The organism is Bradyrhizobium neotropicale (genome assembly GCF_001641695.1).
Classification (GTDB): domain Bacteria; phylum Pseudomonadota; class Alphaproteobacteria; order Rhizobiales; family Xanthobacteraceae; genus Bradyrhizobium; species Bradyrhizobium neotropicale.
This window is the reverse complement of record NZ_LSEF01000100.1, coordinates 42,216-56,668: the sequence shown is the minus strand read 5'-3', so window position 1 is coordinate 56,668 and position 14,453 is coordinate 42,216. Positions and strand designations below refer to the sequence as shown.

Here is a 14,453-nt window from a genome sequence, read left to right as displayed (position 1 = left end):
ATCCGGCTGTGTCCCGTTATGACTTGCCCGCGGCCGGCCGCTGGGCCGAGCCTTCATAGGCGGCGACGATCCGCGCCACGAGCTCGTGGCGGATCACGTCTTCGGCGGTGAAACGAACTTGCGCGATGCCCTCGACACCGTCGAGCAGGCGGGTCGCTTCCTGCAGGCCCGAGGTCTGGCCGTTCGGCAGGTCGATCTGCGAGGGATCGCCGGTCACGATCATACGGCTGTTCTCGCCGAGACGGGTCAGGAACATCTTCATCTGCATCGACGTTGTGTTCTGCGCCTCGTCCAGGATGATGATGGCATTGGTCAGCGTGCGGCCCCGCATGAAGGCGAGCGGCGCGATCTCGATCTCGCCGGTCTGCAGCGCGCGTTCGACGATGCGGGCGTCCATGAGGTCGTAGAGCGCGTCGTAGATCGGACGCAGATAGGGATCGACCTTCTCGCGGAGATCGCCCGGCAAAAAGCCGAGCCGCTCGCCGGCTTCCACCGCCGGGCGCGACAGGATGATCTTGTCGACCTCCTTGCGCTCGAACAGTTGCGCAGCATGCGCCACCGCGAGCCAGGTCTTGCCGGTGCCGGCGGGGCCGATCCCGAACACCAGCTCGTGCCGCTTCAGCGCGCGGATGTAGGAATCTTGCGCGGCGGTGCGTGCGCGTACCGGGCGCTTGCGCAAATTGATGCTCTCGAAGGTCGCCTTGGCCGACTTGGCGTCGAACTCGAACAGCGAGCCCTGCGCGATCACGGCGCGGATCGCGCCTTCGACCTCGCCCTGGTCGAGATCCTGTCCCTTCACGGCCTGGGCATAGAGCGTCTCGAGCACGCGGCGCGCGGCATCGCAGCCGTCGCGCGTGCCGCCGATGGTGATGTGGTTGCCCTTGGAGTCGACGACGACGCCGAGCCGCCGCTCGATCTGTGCGAGGTTCTGGCCGTAGGGGCCGACCAGCGCGGATGCGGCGCGATTGTCGTCGAAGTCGATGACGACCTGGGTCTCGGGCGGAACTTGCATGTCGCGGTCAAATTTGCGGCTGGGAGCGAAAGAAGGCGAATCCGATGCGCTTTTTGGCAAGGGTTCAGGCTCCAGTGGCGATTGGCGATAAAGCGGGCGCGTGCGCAGGATGCTGCGTCACGAGTTCACCCAAAAGGCTGTAGCGCTCGAGGCTGCCGATCCGGACCGGCAGGATCTGTCCGACGATGTCGGCCGATGCGATCACATGAGCGGGCTGCAAATAGGCGGTACGGCCGACGATCTGGCCAGCATTGCGCGCGGCGCGCTCGAACAACACGTCGACGGTTGTGCCGATCGCGGCCTTGTTGAAGGCCGATTGCTGGCTGTCGATCAGTTCCTGGAGCCGCTCCAATCGCTGGTCCATTTCGGCCGGGGACACCGTCTCCTGCATGTCCGCGGCCGGCGTTCCCGGCCGGGCGGAATACTTGAACGAATAAGCTGCAGCGTAGCCGATTTGTGCGACAAGCGCGAGAGTGGCGCGAAAATCTTGCTCCGTTTCACCGGGAAAACCGACGATAAAATCCGATGAAAAAGCAATGCCTTGGCGCGCGGTACGGAATCGGTCGATGACACGCCGATAATCATCGGCGGTATGTTTGCGGTTCATGGCCGCCAGAATGCGGTCCGAGCCAGATTGCACCGGCAGGTGGACGAACGGCATCAGCGAATCGAGATCGCGATGGGCTGCAATCAAACTGTCATCGACGTCGCGGGGGTGGCTGGTCGAATAGCGCAGCCGCGCAATCCCCGGAACCTGGGCGAGGCGCTCGAGCAGTTTGCCGAGCGGCCAGCTTTTTCCGTCGGGTCCCTCGCCGTGATAGGCGTTGACGTTCTGCCCGATCAGCGTGAGCTCGCGCACGCCGTTGTCGGCGAGCCGCTTCACGTCGTCGAGAATCTTCGCCACGGGGCGCGAGACTTCGGCGCCGCGCGTGTACGGCACGACGCAGAAGGTGCAGAACTTGTCGCAGCCTTCCTGCACCGTGACGAAGGCGGAAATGCCGCGCGCGCGGATCGCATCGGGTTTCGGCTGGGCGAGGAAGCCGAACTTGTCCTCGGCCGGAAATTCGGTCTCGATCGCGCGGCCTTCGTCGCCTGCGCGCTTCAACAGCTCCGGCAGATGATGATAGCTCTGCGGGCCGACCACGACGTCGACCACCGGCGCACGGCGCACGATTTCCTCGCCTTCGGCCTGCGCCACGCAGCCCGCGACCGCGATTTGCATCGTGCGGCCCTCGCGAGCGGCCTCGTCCTTGGCGACGCGCAGGCGGCCGAGCTCGGAATAGACCTTTTCGGAAGCCTTCTCGCGGATATGGCAGGTGTTGAGGATGACGAGGTCGGCGTCCTCGGCGCTCGCCGTCTCCACGAATCCTTCCGGAGCCAGCGTGTCCACCATGCGCTGGGCATCGTAGACGTTCATCTGGCAGCCATATGATTTGATGTGCAGCTTGCGCGGCGGCTTCATGGAACCCGGATTGAGGTGGAGGACGGCCCCCAGATATAGGCTGGTGGGGTGAAAATCCAGCGATTGGGCGTCCAAAACACGTCATTCCGGGGCGCACGTCAGCGAGAACCCGGAATCCAGAGGTTTTGGAGCGAGATTCCGGGTTCGATGCTCGGGGTCGCGTTCTGCGCGGTCCTGGCGCATTGCCCCGGAATGATGGTCAGGGGCCGATTTAGCCCGCCAGCGCTTCCGCCTCGACCCGGCGGATCAGTTCCGGCAATTGCCGCATATCGTCAAAGGTTATCGCGGCGCCGGCGGCGCGCAGAATGGCGGCATGACCCGGCGGGCAATGGCTGCCGCCGTGGAAGCCGAACACGGTCATGCCGGCGGCCCGGGCACCGGCTATCCCGGCGAGGCTATCCTCGATCACGACGCAGCGGTGCGGTGGTACTCCCATTTCGGCAGCCGCAAACAGGAACAGGTCCGGCGCCGGCTTGCCGTTCTTCACTTGCGAGGCGGAGAAGATGTTGGGCGCGAGACGCTCATAAAGTCCGGTGCTTCCGAGGCTCACCTGCATGCGTTGATGCGAGCCGCTCGAGGCAACGCAGACGGCTTGCGTGACGACATCAAGCGTGTCGTGGATGCCGCGGATTGCAGCGAGGTCGGCCTCGAATGAGCGGAACAGCTCGTCCTGCAGTTCGCCATGATAGGCCTCGGGCAGCTTGCGGCCGAGCTCGGTTTCGATCTCGAGATTGGCCTGCCGCGTGGAGCGGCCGAGGAAGCGCTCGAACACCTGCTCCGACGTGATCGGATAGCCGTGCCGTGTCAGCACGTCGGCGTGCGCGCGACAGGAGATCACCTCACTGTCGACCAGCACACCGTCGCAATCGAAGATGATGAGGTCTATCGGCACTACAGCATGATCCGGAAAAGTGTCGTGCGGTTTTCCCTCGCGACAAACGCGGAACGCGTTTGCGCGGAGATCATGCTCAAGAAGTGGGCTTGTCGTCGTCGAGCGGGACGCAATAGAGCTCGAGGCGGTGATCGACGAGCTTGTAGCCGAGCTTGCGCGCGATTTCCGCCTGCAGCTTCTCGATTTCTTCGGAGGTGAACTCGATCACCTTGCCGTCGCGCAGATTGATGAGGTGGTCGTGATGGCTGTCGCGCATCTGCTCGTAGCGTGCGCGGCCCTCGCGGAAATCGTGGCGCTCGATGATGCCGGCATCTTCGAACAGTTTTACGGTTCGATAAACGGTCGAGATCGAGATCTTGTCGTCCACGGCGACGCAGCGCCGGTAGAGTTCCTCGACGTCGGGATGATCCATCGCCTCGGCGAGCACGCGGGCGATGACGCGGCGCTGCTCGGTCATGCGCATGCCGGTTGCGGCACATCGCGCTTCGATGCCGGTCGTCTTGGTCGCGGAAGATTTCAGTACGGTCATAGGGTGTCTGCCTGGCAGGCGCTTCTTGCCACCAATGTTACGACAAGTCACGCCGCATCAGAAGTGCGTTCAAATGTTCCCCGTTCGGCTGCTTATAGTAGCGTTCGCGGCGTCCCACCACCACGAATCCGGCGCGATCGTAGAGCCGGCGCGCCGGCTGGTTATTCTCCTCGACTTCCAGAAATATAGTACGGACGCCGCGCCCCGCGAGATGGCCGAGATGGGTCATCAGCAGCGTGCGTGAGAGGCCGTGGCCACGCTGGCCCTTGTCGACCGCGATGGAGAGGATTTCCGCCTCATCCGCGCCGATCCGCGACACCGCAAAGCCGATGATCTTGCGGCCCAGGCGCAGGCGATGGACCAGCGTGTTGCGCTCGCTGATCATGGTCTCGAACTCGCCTTCGCCCCAACCGTGCGCGAAGGATGCGCCGTGAAGCTGCGCCAGCCGCGCCGCATCGCGCGCGAAAGCGGGCTCGACGGCGGCAGTGCCGCCGCGCCACCATTCCGACAACCATCGCATCATGAGGTTGGCATCATGAGGTTGCGGCTTGGACTGCGAGCTGTGGCATCGCCGCCGGCTTGGCATCGGGCGCGCGCAGGTAGAACGGCCGCGCCGGCGTGGCGTCGGGATCGGCCGCGGCGCCGAGCCATGCGACCCAGCCGATGTCGGGCGCGCCTTGCGCGTCGACGGCAACGGGTTGCGGCATAACCGTCGGCCAGCGGTCCGCGAGGATCTTTGCAGCATTGCCAACCAGATGCGGCGCGCCGAATTGCGAGGCCGCGATCGCTTCGTCGATAGGGGCCACTTTCGGCGGCACCAGCTGGCTGCCGTCGCCGGCGACGATCTGGAAATAGACGTGATCATGCCGCGCATCGATCGCAGAGATCACGGGCGCCGATCCATTCCGGTCGACGATGGCCGCAGCATAAGCCGACAACGTTGTCAGCCCGACGGCAGGCCGCTTGGCCGCCAGCGCGATTCCGCGCGCAGCCGAAATGCCGACGCGCAAGCCGGTGAAACTTCCGGGACCGACAGTGACGGCAACGCGGTCGAGCGCGGTGAAGGAGAGATTGGCCGATTGCATGACGCGCGCGATCATCGGCATCAAGGCTTCGGCGTGGCCGCGCTTCATGGGAACCTGCTCCTGTGCAAGGAGCTCGCCTGCATCGGTATCAAGGGCGGCGGCTGCGCAGGCTTCGAGCGCGGTATCGATGGCGAGGATCAACATGAAGCAATCATAGCATTGGCAATCGGATGATGCCCAAGGTTCTGGCCGTCGTGGCCGGGCTCGACCCGGCCATCCACGACTTTGCGGCCCAAAAACGTCGATGCCCGGGACAAGCCCGGGCATGATGGAATTCAGTGCCTCGATCGCCCAACTCACATCGGCCGGACTTCGACCACGTCGGGCACGAAGTGCTTGAGCAGGTTCTGGATGCCGTGCTGGAGCGTCGCGGTCGATGACGGGCAGCCGGAGCAGGCGCCCTTCATGTTGAGATAGACGATGCCGTCCTTGAAGCCGCGGAAGGTGATGTCGCCGCCGTCATTGGCGACCGCCGGCCGCACGCGGGTCTCGATCAGGTCCTTGATCATGTCGACCGTCTCGGCATCGGCCTCGTCGAAGAACTCGTCCGCGCCGTCGAGATCAGCATCGCTCGGCGCCGCACCGTCGGCGAGCAGCGGCACGCCCGACATGTAGTGCTCCATGATGGCGCCGAGAATCGCGGGCTTGAGCTGCTGCCATTCACCGCCGGCTTTGGTCACGGTGATGAAGTCTGATCCGTAGAACACGCCGGTGACGCCTGGCACGTCGAACAGCTTTTCGGCGAGCGGCGAGCGCGCGGCGGCCTCGCGGGTCGAAAATTCCATCGGGCCGCCGTCGAGCACGACGCGGCCGGGAATGAACTTTAGCGTAGCGGGATTGGGGGTGGCTTCGGTCTGAATGAACATGGTTTTCTCCGGACGTCGCCGGTTCAAGGCCGGCGCGTGAGCTATCAACTAGCAGATGGCGACGGGGAACGCACGATCAAGGGGCATCACGGCAGTTCGGTAGAAATTTCATAGGCTTATGCAGCCGCTTCACCCGCCCCTCCAGGGGCCTCCAGGGCAGGGTAAGCTACGACAGCGAATCCACGCTTTGGTCGCTCAGCGCGCCCGAGATGATCGTCACCGGGATCGGGAACGTGCCCACCTCATGCGCGAGCAGGGCAACCAGCGGACCCGGGCCTTCCGCGCCGGGACTTGCGGCCAGCACCAGCATGGCGATGTCCGGATCCTCGTCGATCACCTCGAGGAGCTGTTCCATCGCGCTGCCTTCCCGGATCACCCGCTCCGGCGTGATCGCGGCGATGCCGTTGGCGCGACCGGCGGCGCGGTCGAGCGCTGCGTTCGCCGCCTCATGCGCCTCGGCACGCATGATCTCGGCAACGCCGAGCCATTCCTGGTTCTGCTGCTCGGGCTCGATGATGCGCAGCATCACCACGCCGCCATCGGCGCGGATCGCCCAGCGGCTGGCGAAATAGACCGCGCGATCCCATTCGGCGGTGTCGTCAACAATGACGAGGCATTTTGGCTTGTGACCCGGCTCGAAGCATCGTCGCGTGCTGGTCATGCATGTCCCGGCGTGTCCCTGCTCGACATGCTGCCACACTCCCTCACTCTTTGGGAGAGGGGAAACGGCCGGCGCCGTGGCGCAGGCCGCATTTTGCGAGCGTGGCAATCAACGTCGGCGGATGAAGCCGACGATGTCCTTCGAGAGCTTCATGGTCTCGTCGGCGATCACGCGCGCCCGGTCGGAGCCGTCGTTCAGGATCGCATCGATATGGCCGGGGTCGGCGACGAGGCGCTTCATCTCGCCGGCGATAGGCGCCAGCTTCGTGACGCAGAGATCCACCAGCGCGTTCTTGAAGCTGGAGAACTGGCCGCCACCGAAATCGCGCAGCACCTCCGCCTTTGTGCGGCCTGAGAGCGCTGCGAAGATGCCGACGAGATTGTCAGCCTCGGGGCGCGCTTCCAGACCCTTCTCCTCGGTCGGCAGCGGTTCCGGATCGGTCTTCGCCTTGCGCACCTTCTGCGCGATGGTGTCGGCGTCGTCGGTCAGGTTGATGCGCGAATAGTCCGACGCATCGGACTTCGACATTTTCTTGGTGCCATCGCGCAGGCTCATCACGCGCGTCGCCGGTCCCGTGATGAAGGGTTCTGGCAGCGGGAAGAACAGGCCGTCATTGCCGCCGTGGCTGCGGATGGAGTCGCCGAAATCGTTGTTGAACTTCTGCGCGATGTCGCGCGAGAGCTCGAGATGCTGCTTCTGGTCCTCGCCGACCGGCACGTGGGTGGCGCGGTACAGCAGGATGTCGGCCGCCATCAGCACGGGATAGTCGTAGAGCCCGACCGAGACGTTCTCGCGATCCTTGCCGGCCTTCTCCTTGAACTGCGTCATGCGGTTGAGCCAGCCCAGGCGCGCGACGCAGTTGAAGATCCAGGCCAGCTCGGCATGGCCCGAGACCTGGCTCTGGTTGAACACGATGTGCTTCTTCGGATCGATGCCGCTCGCGATGAACGCTGCGGTCACCTCGCGGGTGTTGCGCGCGAGCTCGGCCGGCCCGCCCCAGACGTCGACGCCCTGCGTGATCGCGTGCATGTCGACGACGCAATAGATGCAGTTGTGGGTCTCCTGCATCTTCACGAAGTTGACGATCGCGCCGAGATAATTGCCGAGATGCAGATTGCCCGTCGGCTGGACGCCCGAAAAGACCCGTTCAACGAATGGCATGGTTAGTTTTCCTGGCAAGCCTTCCCTGAGGTAGTGGGCCGTCGTTTCCAACAGCGGCGCAGCCCCGTCAAGGGCAATTACACCTCTCCCATAGGGAGAGCACAGGCCGCCATACGGCGGCCGTTCTTAAAAACGACGCCGAAGCAAAGCTTCGGCTATGGCCGAAGGCGCGGGTGAGGGGCTAGGCTCTATCGAGGGACCGGACCCCTCACCCGATTTGCTGCGCAAATCGACCTCTCCCCATGGGAGAGGTGAAGAGCCCCCCGATGTGCCACCCTAAGTGACCGGCCGCTTCAGGGCGTGAACCGTTTCGCGCCAGGAGGCGACGCCGAGGATTTGCAGGAGCAGGCCGTAGACGACGATCCCTGCCGCGATCTGCAAGCCCAGCGCGATGAACTTGACGAGGCCGTGGCTGCCGGGGTGCACAAGACCGGAAGTCAACCAGAGCAGGCCGCCCATGACGAGCGCGGCGAGCACGATCCGCGGCAGCCGCCTTTGGGCGGCTTCGTCGGCGTTAAAGCCGAATTCGGTGGTGCCCTTGCGGAGCAGCGAGAACGCGCTGCTCCAGGCGCCGGCCGCGATGCTCGCGGCAATTCCGGTCGCGCCGAAGAAATGGCCGAGAACGACTGCCAGCGCGACCGCGACCACAAACCCCTTGGTCGTTGCCAGGAGCGGCGTCATCGTGTCGCTGCGGGCGTAGAAGGCGGGGGACAGCGCCTTGATCAGCACATGCGCCGGCAGGCCCAGCGCCAGCCCCATCAGCGCATGCGCTGTCGCCGTGCTGTCGTCGGCGCCGAAGGCGCCGTGCTCGAACAGCAGCCGCACGATCGGCTCGGCCAGCACGATCAGGCCGAGCGTCGCCGGCAATGCCAATCCGGCGGCGAGCTCGAGCGCGCGCGATTCCGCATGCGCCACCGCGCGGCGGTCGCTGCTAGCGACCGCGCGCGTCAGCTCCGGCACCAGCACGGTGCCCATGGCGACGCCGACGATGCCGAGCGGCAGCTCGACCAGGCGGTTGGCGAAATAGAGCCAGGAAACGGCGGACGGTGTTGCCGAGGCGATGATGGCGCCGGCCACCATCAGCCATTGCGGCCCCGAGCTTGCGAGCATGCCGGGGATTGCTTTCGCAAAGAAGCCGCGCATCTCCTTGTCGAAGCTCACGCGCAACGGTGTCGCGAGACTCGCGCTTCGCTGCGACAGCAGCATCAGCAATTGCAGCAGGCCGGCGATGCCGACGGTGGCCGCCAGCGCCCAGCCGGCGAGGCCGGCGTCGGCCTGCCAAAGAAGGAGCGCCGCGATCGCGGCGATCAAGGCGATGTTGAACAGCAGCGGCGAAAACGCCGTCAGTGCAAAACGGCCTTGCGCGTTGAGCAGTCCCATCAGCACCGTGACGGGACCTGCAAAGGCGAGATAAGGCAGCATCAGCCGCGCATTCTCGACGGCGAGGTCGCGCGTCTCGCTGCCGAGAAAGCCGGGCGCGATGACCGTGACGATCAGCGGCATCACGAGCGCGATGAGAAGCGAGGCTGCGATCAGGGCCACGCTGACCGTGCCGAGCACGCGCCCCGCGAAGGCGGCCGCGGCCGCCTCGCCGTCGCGGGCTCGCACGCCGAGCCAGGCCGGAATCAGGGCGGCGTTGAGCGCGCCCTCGCTGAGCAGGCGCCGGACCACGTTGACGAGCTGGAAGGCTGCCAGGAACGCGTCCGCCACGGCGCCGGTGCCGAGCAGTGCCGCGATCAGGGAATCGCGCGCAAAGCCCAGCAGCCGCGAGGCCAGTGTTCCCGTCGAGACGGTCAGGAAGGAGCGGATCATTGCTCGTTATAATACCGTTGCTTGCTCGCGCCGGGCCGAACGTGATAGGCCGCGAGCCGGATTTCGAGCCGAACAGGAAGCGGATTTCCCGCAAGATCGCAATCGGGCAACAGGATCAAAGTGAATGGCTGACGCGAAATATGACGTCTTGGGCATCGGCAACGCGCTGTTCGACGTGCTGGTCAGAACCGATGAGGCTTTTCTCGCCAGGCACGGCATGACCAAGGGCAGCATGTCCCTGATCGATGAGGCGCGCGCTGCGGCCATCTACAAGGACATGGGGCCGGCGACCGAGGTCTCGGGCGGTTCGGCCGCCAACACCATCGTCGGCATCGGCAGCTTGGGCGCGCGCGCGGCCTATGTCGGCAAGGTCAAGGACGACCAGATCGGCAATCTCTATATGCACGACATCCGTGCCGCCGGCGTTGCCTTCAACACGCCCGCCGCGAAGGACGGTCCCGCCACCGGCTGCTCCTACATCCTGGTGACGGGCGACGGCGAGCGCACCATGAACACCTATCTCGGCGCCGCACAGGACCTGTCGCCCGCCGACATCGATCCTGCCGAGATCGCCAGCGCCGGCATCGTCTATCTCGAGGGTTATCTCTGGGATCCCAAGAACGCCAAGGACGCCTTCGTCAAGGCGGCCAAGATCGCGCATGATGCCAAGCGCAAGGTAGCGCTGACGCTGTCGGATTCGTTCTGCGTCGACCGCTACCGCGACGAGTTTCTGGCCTTGATGCGCAACGGCACCGTCGACATCGTCTTCGCCAACGAGTCCGAGCTGCACTCGCTCTACATGAGCTCGGATTTCGACACTGCGCTCAAGCAGCTCCGCAACGACGTCAAGCTCGGCGTCGTCACCCGCAGCGAGAAGGGCTGCGTCGTGGTGTCGCCGGACGACGCCGTCGCCGCGCCCGCGTCTCCGGTCGCGCAAGTCGTCGACACCACCGGCGCCGGCGATCTCTTCGCCGCCGGCTTCCTGTTCGGCCTCGCGCGCGAGCTGCCCTACAAGCAGTGCGGTGAGCTCGGGGCGCTTGCGGCAGCCGAAGTGATCCAGCACATCGGCGCGCGGCCTCAGGTGTCGCTGAAAGAGCTCGCCCAGCAGCGCGGGCTGACAGTGTAGTCTCGTCTCTTTCCCGGTCATTGCGAGCGCAGCGAAGCAATCCAGACTGTCACCGCTGAAAGACTCTGGATTGCTTCGCTGCGCTCGCAATGACGATGTAGTGGCAGATGCGCGCTTAGGCCAAACACTCGGTCGTCATGCCCGGGCTTGACCCGGGCATCCACGTCTCTGTTGCACGTGGATGGCCAGGACGAGCCCGGCCATGACCCGTGGCGAGCGTCCCCGTGACGATGCCTATGCCGCGCGCTTTCCGCTCCCCGCATCGAGCCCGGCATAGACGCCACGCTCGAAGCCCGCGAACGCCTCCAGGCACTTGCCGTCGGCGAACGGCAACAGCTGCATCAGGATCACGCCGGCGACGTCGCGTGACGGATCGATCCAGAAATAGGTGTTGGCGAGGCCGGCCCAGGCGAGACTGTTCGGGCTGCGGCCTTCCGCCGTCTTGGCGGTGTTGATCATGAAGCTCAGGCCCCATTTCTTCGCCTGGTCCGGATAGAGATCGACGCTGTTGGTGTAGATCGGCGCCGCGGTGGTCATCTTGGTCATGTTGAGATCGCCCATCTGGTTCTGTCCCATCATGGCGACCGTCTCCGCCTTCAGCACCTGGTTGCCGTTGCCACGGCCCTTGTTCAGGATCATCTGGGTGAACTTGATGTAGTCGCCCGCGGTCGAATAGAGGCCGCCGCCGCCCATGTGGAATTCAGGCTCCTGCTCGAGCTCGAACGGGATCGCGGCGAGCTGGCCGTCCTCGCCGCGCGCATGCATGCCGACCAGGCGCTTGCGCATGTTGTCGGTGATCTTGAAGCCGGTGTCGCTCATGCCGAGCGGCGCAAAGAGATTGTCGCGGAGGTAGGCGTCGAGGCGTTTGCCGCTGGCGGCCTCCACCGCCTTGCCGACGAAATCGATGTTGGTGCCGTACTCCCAGCGCGTGCCGGGATCGGTCATGATCGGCGTCTTCAGCGCCGCGTTCTGGCAGGTGATGATCCCGGGCGTTCCGGTTTTCTCCATGTAGGCGCCGAACTCGGCATTCCACATGTCGTAGCAGAAGCCGGCGGTGTGGGTCATGAGCTGGCGCAGCGTGATCGCGCCCTTCGCCGGCCGCAGCTTCGGCTCGCCCTTCTCATCAAAACCTTCGAGCACCTGCGGCTGGGCGAGATCGGGCAGCAGAGATCCGATCGGCGCGTCCAGCGAGAGCTTGCCCTGCTCGACCAGTTGCATCGCGCCGGCGCTCGTCACCGCCTTCGTCATCGAGGCGATCCAGAACACGCTATCCAATGTCATCGCATCCGGCTTGGACAAATCGCGCTTGCCGAATGCGCCTTGGTAGATCACGTCGTTGCCGCTCGCGGCGATGGCGACGACGCCGGGAATTTCCTTGGCGTCGCTCTTCTGGCGCAGAACCTGGTCGATCTCCGCTTGACTTTGCATACGCGTTTCCTCCGGTTTGATTATTGTTGGAAGCGATGGATTGTCCTCCTACAGATCGCGCGCGGCAAGCGCGTCAACCTTAACGTACGGTCGCGATGTCGTGACTTGACGACAGACGCCCTGCGCAGGACGACAAGGCGACCGAACTGCAACACGTCGATACAATCTGCGGTGGATGGCCGCACTTGGCCGTGACCCCTCAGGCGGCAAGACGATATGTTTCGAGAATTTTCGAAGCACTTGAAACATTTTGTGCGCTGCGACGTTTGGCTTGCCGCCGGACCGATGCGGCCCGACGTTAAGACTTGAAGCAAATTTTGGCGGCAATACGCCGCGAGGGGACTTGAGATGATTTCGACCTGGAGCGAATGGAAGTGCTATCCCCGTCCCGGACGGGGCGAGAATCTGGAGGCGCCGATCGCGCCCGGCATTTACGAGGTCCGGATCGCCGGCTCCGGTGCACTCTACTCCTTCGGCGCGGTCGACAATGTGGCGCAGGCGCTGGCGCTGCTGCCGGTCGGCTCAAAATCCTGGTTCGGCCGTCGCGACACCTCCGACGTTCCCGATCTCGAATACCGGACCTGCGCGACCTCGTCCAAGGCCGACGCCAAGGCCGCAGCCGAGCGCATGATCGGCCGGCGCGAGACCTATATGAGCGGCGCGGCCTAGAGCATGATCCGGAAAAGTGTGCAGCGGTTTTCCGAAAGGATCATGTTCAAACAATAAGTCACGCCGCTCCCAGCATAATTCCAAGCAGATGTGCGTTGCGGGGCGGTGCATTATGCGTCGCCTGTCCCTATATTCCGGGCCGATCTGATCGCCCCAAGGAGCAACGCCATGACCCCGACCGCCGCCGCACGCGCCTCGCAAGCCACCTCCACCCTGCGCGACCGGTTGAAGGACCCCTCGCTCCTGAAGGAGGCCTGCTTCATCGACGGCGCCTGGGTCGGTTCGCCGGTGTTTCCCGTGAACAATCCCGCGACAGGCGTGGAGCTGGCAAAAGTCCCGCAGCTTTCGGCGGATGATACGACCAAGGCGGTCGAAGCCGCCGAGCGCGCCTTCCCGGCCTGGGCGAAACTCACCGCCAAGCAGCGCTCTAACATCCTTCGCAAATGGTTTGAGCTGATCGTCGCCAACCGCGAGGATCTCGCGCTGATCCTCACCTCCGAGCAGGGCAAGCCGCTCAGCGAAGCCCTCGGCGAGGTCGATATCGGCGGTGCCTATGTCGAGTTCTTCGCGGAAGAGGCGCGTCGCGTCTATGGCGAAACCATCCCGACGCAGCGTCCCGACGCGCGGCTGCTCGCGATCAAGCAGCCGATCGGCGTCTGCGGTGCGATCACGCCATGGAATTTTCCGAACTCGATGATCACGCGCAAGGTGTCGCCGGCGTTGGCCGCCGGCTGCACCGTGGTGCTGAAGCCCGCGAACGAAACGCCGCTGTCGGCGCTGGCGCTTGCCGCGCTCGCCGAGAAGGCCGGCGTGCCCAAGGGCGTGTTCAACATCATCACCGGCGATGCGCCGCCGATCGGCAAGGTGCTGTGCGAGCATCCGGCGGTGCGCTTCGTCGGCTTCACCGGCTCGACCGCCGTCGGGAAGATTCTCTATCAGCAGGCCTCCGTCGGCGTGAAGAGGCTCGGCCTGGAACTCGGCGGCAACGCGCCGTTCGTGGTGTTCGACGACGCCGATATCGATGCGGCGGTCGAAGGCGCGATCGTCTCGAAGTACCGCAACATGGGCCAGACCTGCGTCTGCGCCAACCGCCTTTACGCGCAGGACAAGATCTACGACGAGTTCGTGCAGAAGCTGTCGAAGAAGGTTGCGGCGATGAAGATCGGCGATGGCACCGAGAGCGGCGTCACGCAGGGACCGCTGATCAACATGAAAGCGGTCGACAAGATCGAGCGCCACATCGCCGATGCAGTGAAGCGCGGTGCCAAGGTCGTCACCGGCGGCAAGCGCAGTGCGCTCGGGCGCTCCTTCTTCGAGCCGACCGTGCTGTCCGACGTCAAGCCGGACTCGCTGGTGTCGCAGGAGGAAACCTTTGGCCCGCTCGCGCCGGTGATCCGCTTCAAGGACGAAGCCGACGTCATCGCGATGTGCAACGCATCGCCGTTTGGTCTCGCCTCATATTTCTACTCCCGCGATCTCGGCCGCGTCTGGCGCGTCGCCGAGGCGCTGGAGTCGGGCATGGTCGGCGTCAACACCGGCCTGATCACGACGGAAGTCGCGCCGTTCGGCGGCGTCAAGGAGAGCGGCCTGGGACGCGAGGGCTCGCATCACGGCATGGAAGAATATGTCGAGATCAAATACGTGATGATGGCGGGGGTGTAACCGTAGCGCCGTAGCCGCGGATTACCCAGCCGCGAGTAGCGCGAAGCGTTTGGTGCGCTGATGCCTCGACACCGTCATGGCCGGGCTT

14 protein-coding genes are annotated in these 14,453 nt (G+C 64.7%); 3 read left to right on the top strand and 11 right to left on the bottom strand.

What is annotated here, in order from left to right:
- Positions 1-16: 16 nt before the first annotated feature.
- The 10 genes from AXW67_RS33725 to murJ form a co-directional block, all read right to left on the bottom strand.
- Positions 17-1,012, bottom strand: coding sequence for a PhoH family protein (locus AXW67_RS33725; protein WP_063681406.1), 996 nt, complete (start codon positions 1,010-1,012; stop codon positions 17-19).
- A gap of 64 nt (positions 1,013-1,076) precedes the next feature.
- Complete coding sequence (gene miaB / locus AXW67_RS33720; RefSeq protein ID WP_063681405.1) at positions 1,077-2,474, bottom strand: tRNA (N6-isopentenyl adenosine(37)-C2)-methylthiotransferase MiaB; 1,398 nt, start codon at positions 2,472-2,474, stop codon at positions 1,077-1,079.
- A gap of 211 nt (positions 2,475-2,685) precedes the next feature.
- Positions 2,686-3,366, bottom strand: a complete 681-nt coding sequence (locus AXW67_RS33715) for an HAD family hydrolase (protein WP_063681404.1) — start codon at positions 3,364-3,366, stop codon at positions 2,686-2,688.
- Positions 3,367-3,442: 76 nt separating this feature from the next.
- Positions 3,443-3,895: a Fur family transcriptional regulator gene (locus AXW67_RS33710; protein WP_027550019.1), complete on the bottom strand. Its 453-nt coding sequence runs from the start codon at positions 3,893-3,895 to the stop codon at positions 3,443-3,445.
- Positions 3,896-3,932: 37 nt separating this feature from the next.
- Positions 3,933-4,418: a ribosomal protein S18-alanine N-acetyltransferase gene (gene rimI / locus AXW67_RS33705; RefSeq protein ID WP_063681403.1), complete on the bottom strand. Its 486-nt coding sequence runs from the start codon at positions 4,416-4,418 to the stop codon at positions 3,933-3,935.
- 10 nt (positions 4,419-4,428) lie between these two features.
- Positions 4,429-5,124, bottom strand: coding sequence for a tRNA (adenosine(37)-N6)-threonylcarbamoyltransferase complex dimerization subunit type 1 TsaB (gene tsaB / locus AXW67_RS33700; protein ID WP_063681402.1), 696 nt, complete (start codon positions 5,122-5,124; stop codon positions 4,429-4,431).
- Between the two features lie 152 nt (positions 5,125-5,276).
- Positions 5,277-5,846, bottom strand: a complete 570-nt coding sequence (locus tag AXW67_RS33695) for a NifU family protein (protein ID WP_063681401.1) — start codon at positions 5,844-5,846, stop codon at positions 5,277-5,279.
- Positions 5,847-6,012: 166 nt separating this feature from the next.
- Positions 6,013-6,507, bottom strand: coding sequence for a universal stress protein (locus AXW67_RS33690; protein ID WP_027550015.1), 495 nt, complete (start codon positions 6,505-6,507; stop codon positions 6,013-6,015).
- Positions 6,508-6,615: 108 nt separating this feature from the next.
- Entirely contained in the window at positions 6,616-7,668 is a 1,053-nt protein-coding gene (gene trpS, locus AXW67_RS33685) for a tryptophan--tRNA ligase (protein WP_063681400.1), read from the bottom strand.
- A gap of 276 nt (positions 7,669-7,944) precedes the next feature.
- A complete protein-coding gene (gene murJ / locus AXW67_RS33680; RefSeq protein WP_063681399.1) occupies positions 7,945-9,480 on the bottom strand; it encodes a murein biosynthesis integral membrane protein MurJ in 1,536 nt (511 codons plus the stop codon).
- A gap of 124 nt (positions 9,481-9,604) precedes the next feature.
- On the opposite strand from murJ, the gene AXW67_RS33675 reads away from it, so the two are divergent.
- Complete coding sequence (locus AXW67_RS33675; protein ID WP_063681398.1) at positions 9,605-10,606, top strand: adenosine kinase; 1,002 nt, start codon at positions 9,605-9,607, stop codon at positions 10,604-10,606.
- 234 nt (positions 10,607-10,840) lie between these two features.
- On the opposite strand, the gene AXW67_RS33670 is transcribed toward AXW67_RS33675, so the two are convergent.
- On the bottom strand, positions 10,841-12,034 hold the full coding sequence (locus AXW67_RS33670; protein ID WP_063681397.1) for a serine hydrolase domain-containing protein: 1,194 nt from the start codon (positions 12,032-12,034) through the stop codon (positions 10,841-10,843).
- A gap of 348 nt (positions 12,035-12,382) precedes the next feature.
- Here AXW67_RS33670 and AXW67_RS33665 point away from each other — a divergent pair, with 348 nt between their 5' ends.
- A complete protein-coding gene (locus tag AXW67_RS33665; protein WP_063681396.1) occupies positions 12,383-12,703 on the top strand; it encodes a hypothetical protein in 321 nt (106 codons plus the stop codon).
- A gap of 168 nt (positions 12,704-12,871) precedes the next feature.
- On the top strand, positions 12,872-14,365 hold the full coding sequence (locus AXW67_RS33660; RefSeq protein ID WP_027550009.1) for an NAD-dependent succinate-semialdehyde dehydrogenase: 1,494 nt from the start codon (positions 12,872-12,874) through the stop codon (positions 14,363-14,365).
- Positions 14,366-14,453: the final 88 nt, after the last annotated feature.

Excerpts from the sequence above, each read along its gene's own strand:
- AXW67_RS33725 (WP_063681406.1), bottom strand. The coding sequence starts at position 1,012 with ATGCAAGTTCCGCCCGAGACCCAGGTCGTCATCGACTTCGACGACAAT.
- miaB (WP_063681405.1), bottom strand. The coding sequence starts at position 2,474 with ATGAAGCCGCCGCGCAAGCTGCACATCAAATCATATGGCTGCCAGATG.
- AXW67_RS33710 (WP_027550019.1), bottom strand. The coding sequence starts at position 3,895 with ATGACCGTACTGAAATCTTCCGCGACCAAGACGACCGGCATCGAAGCG.
- rimI (WP_063681403.1), bottom strand. The coding sequence starts at position 4,418 with ATGATGCGATGGTTGTCGGAATGGTGGCGCGGCGGCACTGCCGCCGTC.
- tsaB (WP_063681402.1), bottom strand. The coding sequence starts at position 5,124 with ATGTTGATCCTCGCCATCGATACCGCGCTCGAAGCCTGCGCAGCCGCC.
- AXW67_RS33695 (WP_063681401.1), bottom strand. The coding sequence starts at position 5,846 with ATGTTCATTCAGACCGAAGCCACCCCCAATCCCGCTACGCTAAAGTTC.
- AXW67_RS33690 (WP_027550015.1), bottom strand. The coding sequence starts at position 6,507 with ATGACCAGCACGCGACGATGCTTCGAGCCGGGTCACAAGCCAAAATGC.
- trpS (WP_063681400.1), bottom strand. The coding sequence starts at position 7,668 with ATGCCATTCGTTGAACGGGTCTTTTCGGGCGTCCAGCCGACGGGCAAT.
- murJ (WP_063681399.1), bottom strand. The coding sequence starts at position 9,480 with ATGATCCGCTCCTTCCTGACCGTCTCGACGGGAACACTGGCCTCGCGG.
- AXW67_RS33675 (WP_063681398.1), top strand. The coding sequence starts at position 9,605 with ATGGCTGACGCGAAATATGACGTCTTGGGCATCGGCAACGCGCTGTTC.
- AXW67_RS33670 (WP_063681397.1), bottom strand. The coding sequence starts at position 12,034 with ATGCAAAGTCAAGCGGAGATCGACCAGGTTCTGCGCCAGAAGAGCGAC.
- AXW67_RS33665 (WP_063681396.1), top strand. The coding sequence starts at position 12,383 with ATGATTTCGACCTGGAGCGAATGGAAGTGCTATCCCCGTCCCGGACGG.
- AXW67_RS33660 (WP_027550009.1), top strand. The coding sequence starts at position 12,872 with ATGACCCCGACCGCCGCCGCACGCGCCTCGCAAGCCACCTCCACCCTG.